Annotated in this window: 15 protein-coding genes, 2 tRNA genes and 1 pseudogene; 12 read left to right on the forward strand and 6 right to left on the reverse strand. The window is 72.3% G+C overall.

Translation table 11 applies throughout. The features are described 5' to 3' along the window. Positions 1-4: 4 nt before the first annotated feature. The 4 genes from VK640_01710 to VK640_01725 are packed head-to-tail and all read left to right on the forward strand — an operon-like array spanning position 5 to position 3581. Positions 5-631: a YdcF family protein gene (locus tag VK640_01710; GenBank protein ID HTE71903.1), complete on the forward strand. Its 627-nt coding sequence runs from the start codon at positions 5-7 to the stop codon at positions 629-631. Further along, positions 624-1871 carry a deoxyguanosinetriphosphate triphosphohydrolase gene (locus VK640_01715; protein HTE71904.1) on the forward strand — a complete coding sequence of 416 codons (1248 nt, stop codon included), beginning with the start codon at positions 624-626 and terminating at the stop codon, positions 1869-1871. Before VK640_01710 ends, VK640_01715 begins: the two co-directional genes overlap by 8 nt. Further along, positions 1864-3123 (forward strand): FAD-dependent oxidoreductase, encoded by a 1260-nt coding sequence (locus VK640_01720; protein HTE71905.1) that lies wholly within the window; start codon positions 1864-1866, stop codon positions 3121-3123. The genes VK640_01715 and VK640_01720 overlap by 8 nt, the downstream gene beginning before the upstream one ends. Continuing rightward, positions 3120-3581 (forward strand): SRPBCC family protein, encoded by a 462-nt coding sequence (locus VK640_01725; GenBank protein HTE71906.1) that lies wholly within the window; start codon positions 3120-3122, stop codon positions 3579-3581. Before VK640_01720 ends, VK640_01725 begins: the two co-directional genes overlap by 4 nt. 10 nt (positions 3582-3591) lie before the next feature. Here VK640_01725 and VK640_01730 read toward each other — a convergent pair whose 3' ends face one another. After that, positions 3592-4275: a TetR family transcriptional regulator gene (locus VK640_01730; protein ID HTE71907.1), complete on the reverse strand. Its 684-nt coding sequence runs from the start codon at positions 4273-4275 to the stop codon at positions 3592-3594. 86 nt (positions 4276-4361) lie between these two features. Here VK640_01730 and VK640_01735 point away from each other — a divergent pair, with 86 nt between their 5' ends. The 4 genes from VK640_01735 to VK640_01750 all read left to right on the forward strand — a co-directional run bounded on the left by VK640_01735 (position 4362) and on the right by VK640_01750 (position 9314). Beyond that, complete coding sequence (locus VK640_01735; protein ID HTE71908.1) at positions 4362-5663, forward strand: lycopene cyclase family protein; 1302 nt, start codon at positions 4362-4364, stop codon at positions 5661-5663. A gap of 30 nt (positions 5664-5693) precedes the next feature. Beyond that, the gene (dnaG, locus tag VK640_01740) at positions 5694-7553 is read left to right on the forward strand and encodes a DNA primase (GenBank protein HTE71909.1); all 1860 of its coding nucleotides are present in this window, start codon (positions 5694-5696) and stop codon (positions 7551-7553) included. Between the two features lie 145 nt (positions 7554-7698). After that, on the forward strand, positions 7699-8820 hold the full coding sequence (rpoD, locus tag VK640_01745; GenBank protein ID HTE71910.1) for an RNA polymerase sigma factor RpoD: 1122 nt from the start codon (positions 7699-7701) through the stop codon (positions 8818-8820). Continuing rightward, positions 8817-9314 (forward strand): hypothetical protein, encoded by a 498-nt coding sequence (locus VK640_01750; GenBank protein ID HTE71911.1) that lies wholly within the window; start codon positions 8817-8819, stop codon positions 9312-9314. The genes rpoD and VK640_01750 overlap by 4 nt, the downstream gene beginning before the upstream one ends. A gap of 4 nt (positions 9315-9318) precedes the next feature. On the opposite strand, the gene VK640_01755 is transcribed toward VK640_01750, so the two are convergent. Continuing rightward, positions 9319-10374, reverse strand: a complete 1056-nt coding sequence (locus VK640_01755; GenBank protein ID HTE71912.1) for a DNA topoisomerase IB — start codon at positions 10372-10374, stop codon at positions 9319-9321. A 17-nt stretch (positions 10375-10391) separates the two neighbouring features. Further along, positions 10392-10700, reverse strand: coding sequence for a YtxH domain-containing protein (locus VK640_01760; protein ID HTE71913.1), 309 nt, complete (start codon positions 10698-10700; stop codon positions 10392-10394). Positions 10701-10839: 139 nt separating this feature from the next. On the opposite strand from VK640_01760, the gene VK640_01765 reads away from it, so the two are divergent. Both VK640_01765 and VK640_01770 read left to right on the forward strand, forming a co-directional pair. Then, positions 10840-10912 (forward strand) — tRNA-Asn (locus VK640_01765). A gap of 16 nt (positions 10913-10928) precedes the next feature. Next, positions 10929-11002: transfer RNA gene (locus VK640_01770), tRNA-Ile, on the forward strand. 1447 nt (positions 11003-12449) lie between these two features. Here the strand turns inward: VK640_01770 and VK640_01775 are convergent. The 3 genes from VK640_01775 to VK640_01785 form a co-directional block, all read right to left on the reverse strand. Continuing rightward, complete coding sequence (locus tag VK640_01775) at positions 12450-12641, reverse strand: hypothetical protein (protein ID HTE71914.1); 192 nt, start codon at positions 12639-12641, stop codon at positions 12450-12452. A gap of 1099 nt (positions 12642-13740) precedes the next feature. Next, entirely contained in the window at positions 13741-14589 is an 849-nt protein-coding gene (locus VK640_01780) for a YibE/F family protein (protein ID HTE71915.1), read from the reverse strand. A gap of 557 nt (positions 14590-15146) precedes the next feature. Further along, positions 15147-16430, reverse strand: a complete 1284-nt coding sequence (locus tag VK640_01785) for an MFS transporter (GenBank protein HTE71916.1) — start codon at positions 16428-16430, stop codon at positions 15147-15149. Positions 16431-16472: 42 nt separating this feature from the next. On the opposite strand from VK640_01785, the gene VK640_01790 reads away from it, so the two are divergent. Continuing rightward, complete coding sequence (locus tag VK640_01790; GenBank protein HTE71917.1) at positions 16473-17018, forward strand: Chromate resistance protein ChrB; 546 nt, start codon at positions 16473-16475, stop codon at positions 17016-17018. After that, positions 17015-17447 (forward strand): annotated as a pseudogene (locus tag VK640_01795) (chromate resistance protein ChrB domain-containing protein). Before VK640_01790 ends, VK640_01795 begins: the two are co-directional and overlap by 4 nt. The last annotated feature ends 27 nt before the right edge of the window (positions 17448-17474 follow it).

Genomic DNA, 17474 nt, shown 5'->3' on the forward strand with positions numbered 1-17474 from the left:
CCGCTTGCTGATCGTCCCCCGTCTGGTCGTCAAGGCACTGGCGGCCGTCGTCGTCTGCTGCCTGCTCGTCTTCCTCGGCACCGCGACGTTCGTCTGGTGGACCGCCCGCCAGGACGACCGCCGGGTGTCGGACGCGATCGTCGTGCTGGGCGCCGCCCAGTTCGACGGCCGGCCCTCGTCGGTCTTCACCGCCCGACTGGTCCACGCCCGCGACCTGTGGAAGGCCGACGTGGCGCCACGGGTCATCACGGTCGGCGGCAAGCTCGAGGGCGACCGCTTCACCGAGGCCGAGGCCGGCCGCGCGTGGCTGGCGGAGAACGGCGTGCCCGCCGAGCGGATCGCCGCGGTGCCGACCGGCACCGACACCCTCAGCAGCCTCTCCGCGGTGCAGGATCACATGCAGCGGCGCGGCTGGTCCACCGCCGTCGTCGTCACCGACCCCTGGCACGCCCTGCGGGCCGGGTCCATGGCCAGCGGGACCGGCATGAACGCGGTCGTGTCACCGACCCGGCGCGGCCCGGCCGTCCGCACGCGGGCGACCGAGCTGCGCTACATCGTCCGGGAGACCTTCGGCTACCTGTACTGGAAGATCTTCAACCGCAGCTCCGACTCGGGTCCCAACGCTGTCTGACGTCGCACCTCCCGACGAGCGCTGGGTCCCCGAGCCGGCCAAGCGCTCCGGTCGCACGGCCTTCGACCGGGACCGGGCGCGTGTGCTGCACTCCTCGGCGCTGCGGCGGCTCGCCGGCAAGACCCAGGTCGTGGTGCCGGGGGAGAGCGACTTCCCGCGCACCCGGCTCACCCACTCCCTGGAGTGCGCGCAGATCGGTCGCGGCATCGGCCAGGCGCTCGGCTGCGACCCCGACCTGGTGGAGACCGCCTGCCTGGCGCACGACCTGGGACACCCGCCGTTCGGCCACACCGGCGAGGCGGCGCTGGCCGCGGTCGCGGACCCGGCCGGCGGGTTCGAGGGCAACGCCCAGAGCCTGCGGATCCTCACCCGTCTCGAGGCCAAGGCCTTCGCGCCGGACGGCCGGAGCGTCGGGCTGAACCTGACCCGGGCGGTGCTCGACGCCTCGTGCAAGTACCCGTGGGGCCGCGAGACGGACCCGCGCAAGTTCGGCGTCTACGCCGACGACCGCGACGTCTTCGCCTGGCTGCGTCTCGGCGCCCCGGAGGGAGCGCGCTGCGTCGAGGCCCAGGTCATGGACTGGGCCGACGACGTCGCCTACTCCGTGCACGACCTGGAGGACGCCGTCCACTCCGGCCACCTGCGGCTGGACGCGCTGCGCGACCCGGCCGAACGCGCGGCGGTGGCCGCGCGCACGGTCGAGCGGCATCCGTCCCTGAGCGACGACGACGTACTCCAGGCCATGGACCGGCTGGTGTCGCTCCCGGACTGGCCGGCCGGTTACGACGGCTCGCAGCGTGACCTGGCCGCCCTCAAGAACCTCACCAGCCAGCTGATCGGCCGCTTCGCCCGGGCAGCCCAGGACGCGACGACCGACGCCTATGGTGACGCGCCCCTCTCGCGTCACTCGGCCGACCTGGTCGTGCCGGCCGCCGTCCGCGCGGAGGTGGAGGTCCTCAAGGCCGTCGCCGACCGCTACGTCATGTCGCGCGACGAGGCAGCACGGCGGTACGAGCTGCAGACCCAGCTCGTGCACGAACTGGTCGACCTGCTGTCGGCGACGGCTCCCGTGTCGCTCGACCCGATCCTGCGCGACGCCTGGGCTGACGCCTCCGATGACCCCGCCCGGCTGCGGGTGGTGCTGGACCAGGTCGCGTCGCTGACCGACGCGTCCGCCGTCTCGCTGCGGGGCCGCCTGGCGTCGAGGTCCCAGCGAGGTGAGGATGACCGTCATGGCTGACCGGACCTACGTCATCGTCGGCGCGAGCCTCGCGGGAGCGAAGGCCGCCGAGGCCCTGCGCGATGCGGGCTTCGACGGGCGGGTGCTGCTGGTCGGAGACGAGCGGGAGCGGCCCTACGAGCGACCCAAGCTCTCCAAGGAGATCCTCAAGGGCGACAAGCCCCGCCACAAGGCATTCGTGCACGAGGAGGGGTGGTACGACGAGCACCACGTCGAGCTGCGGCTCGGCACGGCGGTCACCGCCCTGCACCGCGAGGAGCACCAGGTCGAGCTCGCGGGGGGAGAGCGGATCGGCTACGACAAGGTGCTGCTGGCGACCGGGTCGTCACCGCGACGGCTCGAGGTGTCCGGAGGTGACCTCGACGGCATCCACTACCTGCGCCGGATCGGCGAGTCGGAGCGGCTGCGCGACGAGCTGTCCGCCGGCGGCTCGCTGGTGGTCGTCGGCGGGGGCTGGATCGGCCTCGAGGTCGCTGCCGCGGCCCGGCACCACGGGGCATCGGTCCTGCTGATCGAGCCGCAGCCCACGCCGCTCTACGGCGTCCTGGGGCCCGAGGTGGGCGAGGTCTTCGCGGACCTGCACCGCGGGCACGGGGTCGACCTGCGCACCGGCCTCGGTGTGGACGGTTTCGAGGGGGAGGACGGCCGGGTCACCGGCGTGCGTACGTCCGACGGCACGGTGCACGAGGCGTCCCGGGTGGTGGTCGGCGTGGGTATCCGACCCAACACCCGCCTCGCCGAGCAGGCCGGCCTCGAGGTCGACAACGGCGTGGTGGTCGACGACCTGCTGCAGACGTCGGACCCGGACGTCTACGCGGCGGGCGACGTGGCCAACGCGTGGAACGCGCTGCTGCAGACCCGGCTGCGGATCGAGCACTGGGCCAATGCGGCCAACCAGGGGACGGCGGCCGGTCGGTCGATGGCCGGCCAGGGGGAGCCCAACGCCAAGCTGCCGTACTTCTTCACCGACCAGTACGACCTGTCCATGGAGTACCACGGCTACGTGCCCCGGGACGAGGGCGACGAGGTGGTGCTGCGCGGCGATCCTCGGGCCGAGTCGGCGGCGTCGTGGCTCACCTTCTGGCTCGGCAGCGGCCGGGTCCTGGCCGGGATGAACGTCAACGACTGGGACGCCGCCGACGGCATCAAGCGGCTGGCACGGGCCCGCGCGACGGTCGACCCGGCCCGGCTGGCGGACCCCGACGTACCGCTTGCTGAGCTCGCGGACGAGGCGACGGGTGGCCGGTCGTGACGGACGACCTGCCCCGGGTCGTCAGGGCCGAGCGCCTGATCGCCGCCGCTGCCGATGAGGTCTTCGAGCTCGTCGCGGACCCCGCGCAGCAGCCACGGTGGGACGGCAACGACAACCTCGACGCCGCGGACCCGGGCCAGCGGGTCCGCACGGTCGGTGACGTGTTCCTGATGCGGACGACCAAGGGCAACATCCGCGAGAACCACGTGGTCGAGTTCGAGGAGGGCCGGCGCATCGCCTGGCGCCCGGCCGAACCCGGCGAGGAGCCACCGGGCCACCTCTGGCGGTGGGAGCTCGAGCCGGTCGACGCCGGACACACCCGTGTCGCGCACACCTACGACTGGACCCGGCTCGCCGACGAGCAGCGCCTGCCGCGCGCCCGAGCCACCACGGTCGAGCGACTGATGGCGTCGGTGGACCGCCTGGCCGAGCTCGCCGAGTCTGCCGAGTCGTCGTAGCGCGTCCGAGTCACCGGGGGAGCAGCGCGTCCACCAGGGTCTGCTGCATCCATCGGGCGTAGGCCGCCACCGTCCACCCGGCCTCGACGACCAGGCGCTGGTAGACCAGCGGCTCGCTGACCAGCGCGGCGATGACCTCGGCCCGGTCGGCGTCGACGTCGGGCCGGAGCCCGCCGATCTCGTCGAGGCGAGCCGCGAACAGCTGCGCCGTCGCGCGACGGCCGCGCTCGGACCGCTCGTGCATCCGGGCCACCTCAGGGTCCCCGTCGGCGGCCACCGCCAGGACCAGCGCGAGGCGCGCGACACGGCGCTCGATGACAGCAATCCGGCGGACCCACCGGTGCACCAGCCGCACAGGGTCGGTCTCCTCGGCCTCAGCCCGGATCTCGGGCCGCTCGGCCACCGGCCGGTGGTCCTCGTCGCCGCGCAGCGCAAGGTCGAGGGCCCGGTCGAGCAGGACGGCCTTGCCGCCCACCGACGTGAACACCGTCTTGCGGCTCACGCCGGCCCGCTCGGCGATCACCTCGACGGTGGCCGCGGCGTAGCCGACCTCGACGAACAGGTCGTGCGCCGCCGCGACGACCGCGCGCCGGGTGGCCTGCATCTGCGCGTCGCGCAACGGGGACCGGTAGGCCCGCCGCGGCACGCTGTCCGGGCCGACGACGGCCCCGGGCGAGGCAGGTCGGGTCGGCATCTCTCTTGACACCTCTCAATTTGAGGTTACCTTCGGTGTAATCAATCAATGACCAGTGTAGCGAAACGGACGGAACGATGCGGGCGATGGTGGTGGGGGCCGGCCCGGCGGGGCTGATGCTCGGCGGTGGCCTGGCCGGGTTGGGGGCGGAGGTCGTGGTCGTCGACCGGGACGGTGGGCCGGGCCGGGACGGGACGTGGGACCGGCGGGGGGTCATGCAGTTCGGTCACGCGCACGGCTTCCGGCCACAGGTGGCGCGGGTGCTGGGCGCGCGCTGGCCGGCCGCGCTGGCCACCTGGCGGGCGGCCGGCGCCGAGCCGGTGGAGATCGACGTGCCGGGCCTGGGCCCGGTGAGCGGCGGGATGCTGTCGCGTCGGATCGTGGTCGAGCGCGCGCTGCGCACCGCGGCAGCCCGTACGTCCGGGCTGGACGTCCGTCAGGGTGCGGTGCAGCAGCTGGTCGAGCGCGGTGGCCGGGTCGTCGGCGCGCGGGTCGACGGCCGGGTCGTCGAGGCCGACCTGGTCGTGGACGCGACCGGGCGGTCCGGTCGGCTGGGCCGGAGCGGGACCGTGCTCGGCGGTGACTGCGGCATCGCCTACGTCAACCGCACCTACCGGCTGCGGCCGGGAGCGGAGCGGGGGCCGATGTCCTCGCCGATCGCGTGGTTCGGGGCCTTCGACGGCTACCTGGTCATCGTGTTCCCGCACGAGCGCGGGCACTTCTCGGTGGTGTTCGTCCGCCCGACCGCCGACGTGGCGCTGAGGGAGCTGCGCCATGACGTCGTCTTCGACGCGGCCTGCCGGGCGGTTCCGGCGCTGGCCGTGTGGACCGACCCCGAGCGGTCGGTCCCGACCGGCCCGGCGACCGCCGGAGGCGCGCTGCGCAACACCTACCACCCGCAGCGGCTGGTGCCCGGCCTGGTGTCGGTCGGCGACGCGGTCGCGACGACCGCCCCCACCGCGGGCCGCGGCGTCGCGATGGCCGCGATGCAGGTCGACGAGCTGCTGCGGCTGCTGGGCGAGGACCCGGCCGGCGCCGCGTCGGTGGCCGAGCCCTTCGGCGCGTGGGCGGACCGCCAGATCCGGCCCTGGGTCGCCGACCACGTGACGATGGACGACGCGGCCGCGCTCCGCTGGCAGGGCCACGACGTCGACCTGTCGCAGCCGCTGCCCTCGGACCTGGTGGTGGCCGCGGCCGAGGTGGAGCCGCGCCTCCAGCCCTACGTCGGGCCCTACGCGATGATGGCGGCGCTGCCCGCGAGCCTGGCGCCGGTCGAGCCGTTGGCCCGCGAGGTCTACCACGGCGGCTGGCGTCCGGCGCACGCCGAGGGTCCGAACCGGGACCGCCTGGCCGAGATCATCGAGGATGCCCACAGCGCCGCCGCCTGAGCCAGCGCCGCGCACGTAGACTCCGGTCCCGTGGCAGGCCGGATCCGGGACGAGGACGTCGTCCTCGTCAAGGAGCGGGCCGACATCGCCGACGTCGTCGGCGACGTGGTCACCCTGCGGCCGGCCGGCGGCGGCAACTTCAAGGGGCTGTGCCCCTTCCACGACGAGAAGTCACCGTCGTTCTCGGTGCGCCCGAGCGTCGGCAGCTGGCACTGCTTCGGCTGCCAGCTCGGTGGTGACGTCATCTCCTTCGTCATGCAGATCGACCACCTGCCCTTCGCGGACGCGGTCGAGCGGTTGGCCGACCGGTTCGGCGTCCAGCTGCGCTACGACGAGGGCGGCACCGGGCCGGTGCGGCAGCACGGCAAGCGGCAGAAGCTGGTGGAGGCGCACCGGGTGGCCGCCGAGTTCTACGCCGAGCAGCTGGCGACGCCAGCGGCGGCGGCCGGGCGCCAGTTCCTCGCCGAGCGCGGCTTCGACCAGGCGGCCGCCGAGCACTTCGGCGTCGGCTTCGCGCCTCGCGACTGGGACCTGCTGACCCAGCACCTGCGGGGCCGCGGCTTCGCCACCCAGGACCTGGTGACCGGCGGCCTGACCCGGGAGGGCCAGCGCGGCCCGATCGACCGCTTCATGGCCCGGCTGCTCTGGCCGATCCGCGACATCAGCGGCGACGTCATCGGCTTCGGCGCCCGGCGCCTCTTCGACGACGACCGCATCGAGGCCAAGTACGTCAACACGCCCGACACCCCGATCTACAAGAAGTCCCAGGTCCTGTACGGCCTCGACCTGGCCAAGCGCGACATCGCCCGGCGGATGCAGGCGGTCGTGGTCGAGGGCTACACCGACGTCATGGCCTGCCACCTGGCCGGCGTCGGGACGGCGATCGCCACCTGCGGCACCGCGTTCGGCGACGAGCACATCAAGATCCTGCGCCGGCTGCTGATGGACCAGAACGAGTTCCGCGGCGAGGTGGTCTTCACCTTCGACGGCGACTCGGCCGGCCAGAAGGCCGCGATGCGCGCCTTCCAGGACGACCAGAAGTTCGTCACCCAGACCTTCGTCGCGGTCGAGCCCAGCGGCATGGACCCGTGCGAGCTGCGCCAGCACAAGGGCGACACCGCGGTGCGCGACCTGGTCGCCCGCCGGGTGCCGCTCTTCGAGTTCGCGCTGCGTACGACCATCGGCCACTTCGACCTCGACACCGTCGAGGGCCGCACGCAGGCGACGCGGGCCGGCATGGACGTCGTGCGGCAGATCCGCGACGTCTCGCTGCGCAGCAACTACGCCCGGTCGCTGGCCGGGTGGATCGGCCTGGCCGACCCCGACGAGCTGGTGCGTGCCTCCCGCGGCGGTGTCGACGAGATCGGTCGCCGGGTCGCCGCCGAGCCCTCGGTGACGTCCGGCCTCGACCCGAACGACCCGGCGCTGCGGGTGGAGCGCGACAGCCTCAAGATCGTGCTGCAGACGCCGGCGCTCGCCGGCGCGGCCTACGACGACCTCGACGACGCGGTCTACACGGCACCGGCGTACGCCGCGGTGCGCGCCGCGGTCCGCGCGGCCGGTGGGGTGGCCGAGGCCGGGGCGGGCGGGGCGACCTGGGTCGAGAAGGTCGACCTCGCAGCCGCCGACGACGGAGTGCGCGGCCTGGTGCGCGGCCTCGCCGTCGAGCCGCTGCCGGCGTCCGACCAGGGCCTTACGCGCTACGCCACCGAGGTGCTAGCGCGGCTCGAGGAGCTCGCCGCGACCCGGCGCATCACCGAGGTGAAGTCGCGGCTGCAACGACTCAACCCGGTAGAGCAGGTCGCCGAGTACAACCGCCTGTTCGGCGAGCTGGTCGCCCTCGAGGCACACCGGAGGTCGTTGCGCGAGCGAGCGATCGGCACCCTCTGAGCCTGCGCGGAGCGCGGTCTGCCCGAATGGCGAAGATCGATCTGATAAATGGCTGCGTCGGGGGCTTCGGGGGAGCAGACTGATCGTCGTGGGGGAGGCTGCAGTCCTACCTGACACCGTTGGGCAGACGGTGGACCGGCTCCGCGTGCAGGGCACCGGGACCGGACTGCTCCCTGCGCAGGCGGTCGCGGCCGAAGCCACCGCCGCCGGCCTGACCCCCGAGAGCATCGACGACATCGTCGCTCGACTGGCCGAGATGGGCGTCGAGGTCGTCTCCGACGAGCCCACCGCCGAGGACCTCGCGGCGGAGGCCGTCGAGGAGGAGGCGCCGGCGCTCGACGACGCCGGGCCGGCCGCGTCTGCCGACCTGGTCCGTGTGTACCTGCGCGAGATCGGCCGGGTCGCCCTGCTCACCGCCGCCGACGAGGTCGACCTCGCGAAGCGGGTGGAGGCCGGCGTCTTCGCCGCCGAGAAGCTCGACCACGAGACCGGTCTCCCGCCCGAGCTGCGCCGTGACCTGCGCGCCATTGTCAGCGACGGGCAGCGCGCCAAGAAGCGGTTGATCGAGGCCAACCTGCGACTCGTCGTCTCCATCGCGAAGCGCTACTCCGGGCGCGGCCTGCCCTTCCTCGACCTGATCCAGGAGGGCAACCTCGGCCTGATCCGTGCCGTTGAGAAGTTCGACTACACCCGCGGCTTCAAGTTCTCGACGTACGCCTCCTGGTGGATCCGGCAGGCGGTCTCCCGCGCGGTCGCCGACCAGGCGCGCACAATCCGCATCCCGGTGCACATGGTCGAGACCGTCAACCGCATCCTGCGGGCACAGCGGATGCTCGTGCAGACCCTAGGTCGCGACCCGACCGCCGAGGAGATCGCCGAGCGGGTCGACCTGCCGGCCGAGCGGGTCGCAGAGATCAAGCGGCTGGCGATGGAGCCGGTGTCCCTGCACTCGCCCGTCGGCGAGGAGGAGGGGTCCGAGCTCGGGGACCTGATCGAGGACAGCGAGTCGATCCCGCCGCCCGAGCTGGTCGCCGGCGGGCTGCTGCAGAGCCACGTCGAGGCGGTGCTCGGGCACCTCGGCGAGCGCGAGCGCGAGGTCGTCCGGATGCGCTACGGCCTCACCGACGGCGAGCCGCGGACCCTGGAGGAGGTCGGCCGCGCCTTCGGCGTCACCCGCGAGCGGGTCCGTCAGATCGAGGCGAAGAGCCTGGCCAAGCTGCGCCACCCGCACCTGTCGGCGCAGCTGCGCGACTACCTCGGGACGTGAGCCCCGCGCTCTTCCGGTCGTGGCGGCGGCCACGGTCGTCGCGCGGGCCGTCACCGCTTCCCCTCCCGCCCGGTGAGCGGTTCCTGGTCGCCGCACAGGACGCGGCCGGCGGGTGGGTCGTCGCCACCGACCGGGCTCTCGTCACCGCGGACCGCCGGCTGGCCTGGATGGACGTCGCGCACGCCCGCTGGGTCGACGACGACGGCACCCTGACCGTCGAGCCGGTCGACCACGACCAGCCGGACTGGCGGGCCGAGCTCCCGGAGCCGGGACGGCTGCCCGAGACCGTGCACGAGCGGGTGATGGCGAGCATCGTCGTCACCCGGCGGGTCCCGGTGCCTGGCGGGTCGGTGCGCGTCGTGGGCCGTGACGGCGGCGACGGCGAGCTCAGGTGGCAGGTGGTCGCCGACCCAGGTGTGGACGGTGCGGCTGCCGACGTACGGACGGCTGCAGACTCCGCCGTCGCTGCGCTGCGCGCGGAACTGGGCCGCTGACGCGTCAGGCGGCCTTCGCGGTGCGCCGCGACGCGGGCTTGACCGGGCGGCGCAGCAGCCGCAGCACCGCGGCCTCGATCTGCCCGTGGGTCGCCGGCTGGCCGAAGCTGGCCTCGGCGCCGAGCCGCTCGAGCGACCGTTGGATCGTCACGCCGTCGTCGTAGAGGTCGAGGACGCGCGGGTCGATGTAGGAGCTGCGGCAGACGGCCGGTGTGTTGCCGAGGTACTCCGAGACCTCCTTGACCACCCGGGTCACCGCCCGCTTGCGCGCGGTCGCGGACGTCGGTGCCTGGGTGGAGACGGCGAGCCCGACGGCGGTGAGGACGGTGGCGTGCCAGGTGCGGAAGTCCTTGGCGCTCACCTCCTCGCCGACCACCTCGCGCAGGTAGGCGTTGATGTCGGCGCTCGTCACGTCGTGCCACCCTGTGCGGTCGCGGTAGGCCAGCAGCTCCTTGCTCGGGTCGTCGCGCTTGAGCAGTGCGACGACGACCTTGCGGACGTCGTCGTCGACGAGCGCCTGCACGCGCTGCTTGCCGCTCTTGGCGACGTAGTCGAAGACCACGAGGTCACCGGTGACAGTGACGTGCTCGCGCCGCATGGTCGCCAGGCCGTACGTCCCGTTGGCCTCGGCGTAGCTCTCGCCGCCGACCCGGAAGAAGCCGAGGTCGAGCAGCCGGAAGGCCGCGGCGAGGACCCGGTTGCGCGTCAGTCCGCGCTCGGCGAGGTGCACCAGGACCTGCTCGCGCGCGGTCGGCAGACGCTTGGCGAAGGTGAGCACCCGCTCGTGCTTCTCGGCATCGCGCTGCACCCGCCACTCATCGTGGTAGCGGTACTGCCGGCGGCCCGCGGCGTCGGTGCCGAGCGCCTGGATGTGCCCGCGCGGATGAGGACAGATCCAGACGTCCTCCCACGCCGGCGGGAGCACGAGGCCCCTGATCCGGGCCAGCGTGTCGGGATCGACGACCTTGGAGCCGTCGTGCCACTCGTAGGAGAAGCCCTTGCCGCGGCGCACCCGTCTGATGCCGGCGCCCGAGCAGTCGACGCGTCGCAGCCGTGCCATCTCGCCCCCCGCCCGCGTCAGCTGGAGTGACCGTTGCTGCCGGCCGGCTCGGTCGTCGAGGTCGTCGTGGTGTCGTGCTGGCCGCCGAGCCAGGACGGGCGCTTCTCCTGCAGCGTCGGCACCACCCGGTCCGCCGCCTTGTCCTTGGCCGCGGACAGCGCCTCGCCGGCCTGGTGCTGCAGGCTGCTCGCGGTGCTCTGGACCGCAGGGCTCGACGCGAAGGCGCGGGCGGCCCGACTGATCTGCTCGTACCGCGCCCGTCCGGCCCGGCTGCCCAGGACGTAACCTGTGGCGAAGCCGGCGAAGAAGGTGACCTTGGTGCGCATCGTCTGCTCCCGTGGATGGGCGGCTGGAGGACATCGACAAGGGTGCCCCAGGCGTGTCGGGAGAGGGCATACCCGGGCTCTCGCACCCGACACCTTGCGATAACCTGTGCGGGTCCCCGGCCGGGCCCTGCCCGGCCGTTCCCGCATAGCTCAATTGGCAGAGCAACCGGCTGTTAACCGGTAGGTTCCTGGTTCGAGTCCAGGTGCGGGAGCACCTCCATCTCACCCGGGGCGGTAGCTCAGCCGGTTAGAGCAGGGGACTCATAATCCCTCGGTCCCGGGTTCGAGTCCCGGCCGCCCCACATGGCCTGGCCTGGTCGCTTGTTCGTTTGGAGATCGTGAGGGCTGTCCGGAATGTCCCCAGGTGGGCACGCGGTGGGCACATGGTTGTGCCCATCAACTCGGGTGGTGGCCCTCGGGACCAGTGCCGCGGCGGCCTCGGCGGCGGCCTGCGCGACCTGTGGCATCACGCTGAGGTAGATGTCACGAGTGATCTGGGTGGTGGTGTGCCCGAGCTGCTCGGACACCACCTTGACGTCGACCCCCGCGGTGAGCGCGAGCGTCGCGGCGACGTGGCGTAAGTCGTGCAGCCGGATGGCGGGCATGTCGTGCCGGGTGACGAGCCGGTCGAAGCGCTGGGAGACTCCGTTGGGGGTCAGCGCCCGGCCGTCCTCGTGGGTGAACACGAGACCGGTCTCGGTCCAGCCCGCCCCCCAGCGCAGTCGCAGCTCGTGCTGAGCCTTGCGGTGCCGGCGAAGCACCGCGACGGTAACCGGGTCGAGGGCAACGGTGCGCTCGCTCGCCTCGCTCTTCGGTCCGTCCCAGTCCCGCTGCGACCCGGCACGGACGGTCGCGGACGCGGCATCCAGGTCGACGTCGACCCAGGACAGCCAGACCGCCTCGGATCGCCGTAGGCCGCGGAACACGAGCAGGTGCCACAGCGCGTAGAGCCGGTCATAGGCGACGGCGTCGAGGAACGCGCCCGTCTGCGTCGGTGTCCACACCATCACCGGGGAGGGCCGCCGGCCGGTGCTGCGCCACTGGACGACGCGCTCGTCAGTCCAGACAAGCGCCCGGGGCTTGCGGACCCGCTCGAGCTCGACGTAGAGCACCGGGTTGTGCGCGATCTTGCGCCGTTTCACGGCGGCGTTAAGGGCGCTGCGTGCAGTGGCGTGCACGGTGCGGATGCGGTTCGGGGTGAGCGGGCGACGTGCCTGCTTGGTGTCGGTGCGCACGGCCAACAGGCGCGTCAGCATCGCGGATGGCTTGCCTGGGCCGGGTCGGCCGATCAGCCGCATCGCGGCGTAGAGCTCCTCGAATTCGGTGTCGCGCAGGTCGGCCAGCCGGACATGCCCGAGGCCCGGCTTCAGGTAGAGCTCGATGTGGTGCTCGTAGGACGTCCGGGTCGAGGCCTTCAAGGCCAGCTTTCCGGCCATCCAGTCATCCAAGAACTGCGCGAAGGTCAGCCCGCGGTCTCTCTCGATGTGGGTGCCCTTGTGCACCTGGTCCAGGACCGCCACCATCGCGGCCTCGGCGTCACGGCGGGATTCGAACGGCCCCACCTTGACCTGACGACGACGACCGTCCACGCCACGGGGTGCGTCGTAGCGAAACCACCAGCTGCCGTGGCCACGCTGCCCTCGCCGAGGGCAGCGTGCACCCAACTGTCGACCGGACGCGTCGCGGCAGCCGCATCGCTGCATCGTCGACCCGCGCATTGCCTGCCTCCTTGCTCGGTTGCCCTTCTTCCTAGCCTGCGGACGGCGGTAGGGGAAGCGCGGTCGCCGGTTCGGTGGACAGTCCGAGCAACTCGATCAGGTACGCGGTAGGGATCTTGATCTGGTGTCCGACGCGTAGGACCGGTGTCGGGAAGTGGTCGGTGCGGATGAGCTCGTAGGCGACGGTGCGACCTATGCCGAGCACCTCGGCGGCGGTGACCACGTCGACAACGGCTGGGAGGCGGCGCACCTCGGTGGCAGTCATCGTCATGTCTGGCTATGTGCCACGAAAGCGCTGAGGCGAGGGGTGATGCGGAAGAACACGTGGCCCTTTCCTGCGCCGACCGTGCTCGACACGCTTGCCCGTGGCAGTGATGCCCTTGCCACCGACACGGTCCGGCACGGACTGGCTGATCCCGTCTCGCCGCCGCCCTTCAAGATCCGGCACCCTGGAGCTTTAGACGCACTGCCCGGGCTTCGCCCTCACAGACCGCCCTCGACTGGGCGGACGCACGTCTCGTGTTCCTGCGGATGGGTGCGACTTGAGGTTCTTCACGCCGCGATGACAGCGCATCGGCTTCCGCACTTCCACTAACCCGCTGTGTCGTTCGTGCTGATCATCGCCTTGGCCTACATGGAGCCAGGTGTCGGTAACGTTGGCGGGCGCCTTGCCTGGTGATGCCGACTGCGTCGGCCACCACGGGCCAATTCTGCCCTTGTTCGAGGAGCCGGCGGATCTCGTCTTCGATCTCAGCGTGAAGCTCGCGTTGGCGTTCTACCGGTCGCCTGAGCTGATCCGCAGCCGTCGATCGCCCGGACCGCGGCAGCAGCGGGAGCGGTGGAGCAGAGACCGCCGAGGCAGCGGCCGGCTCCAAGAGGGTTGTTTGGCGACTTCGGGCGGTCACTATCCGCGGGCTCTCCGCTGCCTTGATCGCAAGTTGTGCGCGTTCGGCTCGTCGCGTGGCTTGGCCCGACTCTTGCGTCCCATGGATTCCTCGTCATGATCGTCGCTCGACTCCGTGGGTTTATGTGCGCCAGAAGTGCCCGAGCCAAGGCGTGTAGCGAGCGCTCGTCGGAGGGGCGCAAGCGGCCCCGAGGACCCTGACAACAACTGTTGTCACTCGTGATGCCAGACGAGTGAGCTGACCTGGTATCGATCTTGTCGGGTCACTTGCCTCGTGCGGTGAGGCAGTCCTCGAGACGATCGGGAGGGTGATCGGACGCCTGGACGAGAAGGGTCGACGGGGACCTCTGCCCGTGGGATCGAGGGCCGGTGAACGGGACGAGTTCGAAGGCCTCCCGTTCAGCTAGTGGTGACCTCCTCAGGGACCCCCGGGTACCTCAGGTGCTGGCGTGCGTGCTCGTGCTCTGCCGGCCGCCAGCGCCGCAAGTCCGGTGGTTATCGGAACTGCCGCGATGAGCCCGAGGGTGCCGACGGCGCTGCGCACGATCTCCTGGGCGATCAGCTGGTCGGACAGTGTCCGGCCGAGGGACTCGCTGCCGGCGAGGATGAGCACCAGGAGGGGCAGGGAGGCGCCCGCGTAGGCGAGCACGATGGTGTTGACGACCGATGCGATGTGGGCGCGCCCGACCCTGATCGCGCCGCGGTAGAGCTTGGAGGGTGGGTAACTGGGGTTGGCGCGGGCCAGTTCGTCGACGGTGGCTGTCTGGGTGACGGTGACGTCGTCGAGGACGCCGAGCGCACCGATGATGATGCCGGCCAGCAGCAGGCCCCGGGTGTCGATGGAGTAGACCTCGCCGACGTAGGCCGTCGCCTCGTCCGCGACGCCGGTGAGTGAGGTCGCTTTGACGGCCGCGGCTGCCAGGACGCCGGTCAGTGCCAGGCTTGCGAGGGTGCCCAGGACGGCGACGGTCGTGGAGCGGGTCACACCGTGCGTGAGGTACAGAACGGTCAGCATGATGAATGCGGAGCCGACGACGGCCACCAGAAGGGGTGGCTTGCCGTCGAGGATCGCGGGAACCACGAAGCGCAGCAGGACGGCGAACGTGATCGCCAGGCCCGCGAGCGCGGCGAGGCCGCGCCACCGGCCGAAAGCGACGATGGCCAATGCGAACGCGGCGCAGATGACCGAGAGCTGAGTTCCGCGCTGCTGGTCGACGACCTGGTATCGCAGCTTCGCCGGCGCGCTGCGGGTGTAGGTGAGCGTCACGTCGTCACCGACGCTGACATCGGGCGCAGCTGCCCCCGCGGGAAGGTTCGCTGTCACCGTCCGCCGGTCTCCCAGCTCGACCTCGGCGGTGCCGCAGCCGGCGGGCCGTGCCTGCCCGTTTCCAGTGTTGCCCGTCGAACCGTCGGGACACGGGACCTCGTGGATCGAGGAAATGCTGCCGCTGAGGACCCGATAGTCGGCGGCCGGCGCAATGCCAGGCTGTGGCCCTGGCCACAGCAGGGCCATCATCGAGATGACCACGGCAAGTACCCCCACCAGTCCGACGACCACGAGTGCCGTTGCGCGACGGGTGTGGTGCGGCTGCGGATGGGTGTGCCTGCCGGGCATGGGTGGCTGCCTCCATCAACGGCGGGGTGAAGATTCAACGCTAGTGGCGCTGGTCGCGCCACCCGGGCGAGGGCGGCCCGCAACCCGCCAAAGGCGGGTCCCCGGACTCCGCAGGAACGGTCCGGCACCAGGACGCGCGGGCCTGCCGGCCGGGTGCGATCTGGTCGGCCCTGATCGAACCCGGTGGGCGTTTCGGCGAAAGCCGTCCGTCAGAGGCGCTGCCCGGCAGGCAGCCGCCGCGCCCATCGCCACAGCGCCACGTCGTAACCGCCCTTCACGACACCCGCGACCAGCAACGGCAGACCCAACGCGACCTGCTGGAGCAACCCCCCGACCAGGGGGCCCAGTGGCCGCACCGAGTAGCGAGCAGCGTTGGTCACCGCCGCCACCGATGTCCGCTCGGACGGTTCGACAACCCGCATCACCAGAGCTTGCCGGGTCGGCACGTCCATGTTCGACAGGCTGGTCCGCGCGAGCAGCAGCAGCACCGCGACCGGGAAGGTCGGGGCGAACGCGACCGCGGCCAGCAGCAGGTTGCTCGGCAGGTGGGTGCCGACCATCGTGGGCACCAGCCCGACGCGGTCCGCCAGCCGCGGCGCGACCCACACGGACACCGCCTGCAGCACCGAGGTCGTGAAGAACAGGGCACCGAGCGCGCCCACGGGGACGCCGTATCGCTGGCTCAGGTAGTAGGCCAGGAAGCTCGCGGTCACCAGGCCGCCGCCGGCGGCGTCGACGGCGAACAGGGTGGCCAGCCGCCGGACCCGGGCCCGGGACGGGCCCAGCCGAGACCAGCCGCGCACCGCCGCGCCGACCCCCGATGTCGGCGCGATCGAGGCCGGACCCGGCAGATCGCCCGCGTCGGGCGGCGGCTCGACCGCCCGGGTCAGCCGCGACGCCAACACCGCACCGGCCAGTCCCACCGGGACCAGCACCAGGAACGGCCACGACGACGACGCAGGCACCCCGAGCCGGGCCGGCACGGTGGCGGCCAGCGCGCCGGCCGCGCCGCACAGCAAGGCGACCGCGTTGTATACGCCGTAGACGCGGGCCCCGGACCGGCCGGCGGCACCGGCGTGCTCGTTGGCCAGCATCGACTGCTCCAGTGTGGTGGCCGGCCCGTTGTCGACCACGTCGGTCGACAACAGCCCGGTCAGCGCGACCAAGAGCAGCAGCCACGTCATGACCTCGCGCCCGGCAGAGCCCCCGACCCCGTCGGCGACCGAGCCTCCGACCGCGACCATGAGCCCGGCGCACGCCAGCCCCACGAACAGCAGCAGGTAGCAGCGGCGGCGCCCGACCCGGTCCGCGACCGCGCCTACCACGAGGGAGGCGCCCGCGGTCCCGGCGACCAGCGCACCCAGCAGCACGCCGGTCCGCACCGTGGAGACGTCCCGGGCCGCGAGCAGCGCGCCGAGCAGAACCGCAGTGCACCCATACCCGCCCCCCCGCAGGCCCTGCGCGGCCACGATGCGCCGCGCGTCACGGCTCATCCGGACTTGACCAGTCGCCTGCGACCACGGTTGCATGTGACCATGGTTGCACCGGAAGGCGGTCCCGGCGAGTGGGTGCTGCTCACCTACCGGCTGCCGCGCGAGCCATCCACACCCCGCAGCGCCGTCTGGCGCCGGCTGCGCCGACTCGGCGTCGCCCAGCTCAGCGACGGACTGGTCGCGCTGCCCGCCGATGCTCGCACCCGCGAGCAGCTCGAGTGGATCGCCGACCAGGTCCGCGAAGCCGACGGGACCGCGGCCGTGTGGCTGGCTCGCCCGGCCTCGGCCGCGCACGAGCGGGAGATCGCCGTGGACATGGCAGCTGCCCGTGCCGGCGAGTACGTTCCGCTGCGCGAGCACGCGGAACGGGTCCACGCCGACGTGTCGCTCTCCGAGCCCGACCGGGCCCGCGCCGTCCGCCGACTGCGCGCGGATCTGCACCGCATCCGCCGGCGTGACTACTTCCCACCTCCCGAACGCGACCTGGCGCTGGCCGCCATCGACGCGCTCGCCCGCAGCGTCGCCACCCCCACCGGCGCTGCGACCCGCCACGCCGCGCTGCCTGTCGGCGAGGGGCAGCGACGATGAAGTGGGTGACCCGTCAGTCCGTGCACATCGACCGGGCCGCGTGCGCCTGGCTGATCCGCCGCTTCATCGACCCGACCGCCGACTTCGAGTTTGTCGCCGACCCCGACGAGGTCCCCGCCGACGCGACCCTCTTCGACATGCCGGGTGTCGATCTGTCCCACCACGGCGACGACTGCACCTTCGAGACTTTGCTGCGTCGCCACCATCTCACCGACCCCGTTCTGTGGCGCCTCGCCGCACTGGTCCACGAGGCCGACATCGACGACGGCCACTACGACGCCCCCGAGGCGCCCGGCTTCGACATCGCGCTGCGCGGGCTGAGCATGGTCGCCGACGACGACCGCGTCCTCGAGCTGACCGGGCCGTTGTTCGAGGGAACCTACCGAGTTCTTCCGCCGCCAGCTCCTCCTCGGAAATGAACGGGCATGACCCGTCCGCAGCACGTCTCCGGGGGCC

The sequence above is a fragment of the Actinomycetes bacterium genome (assembly GCA_035489715.1).
Classification (GTDB): Bacteria; Actinomycetota; Actinomycetes; order JACCUZ01; family JACCUZ01; genus DATHAP01.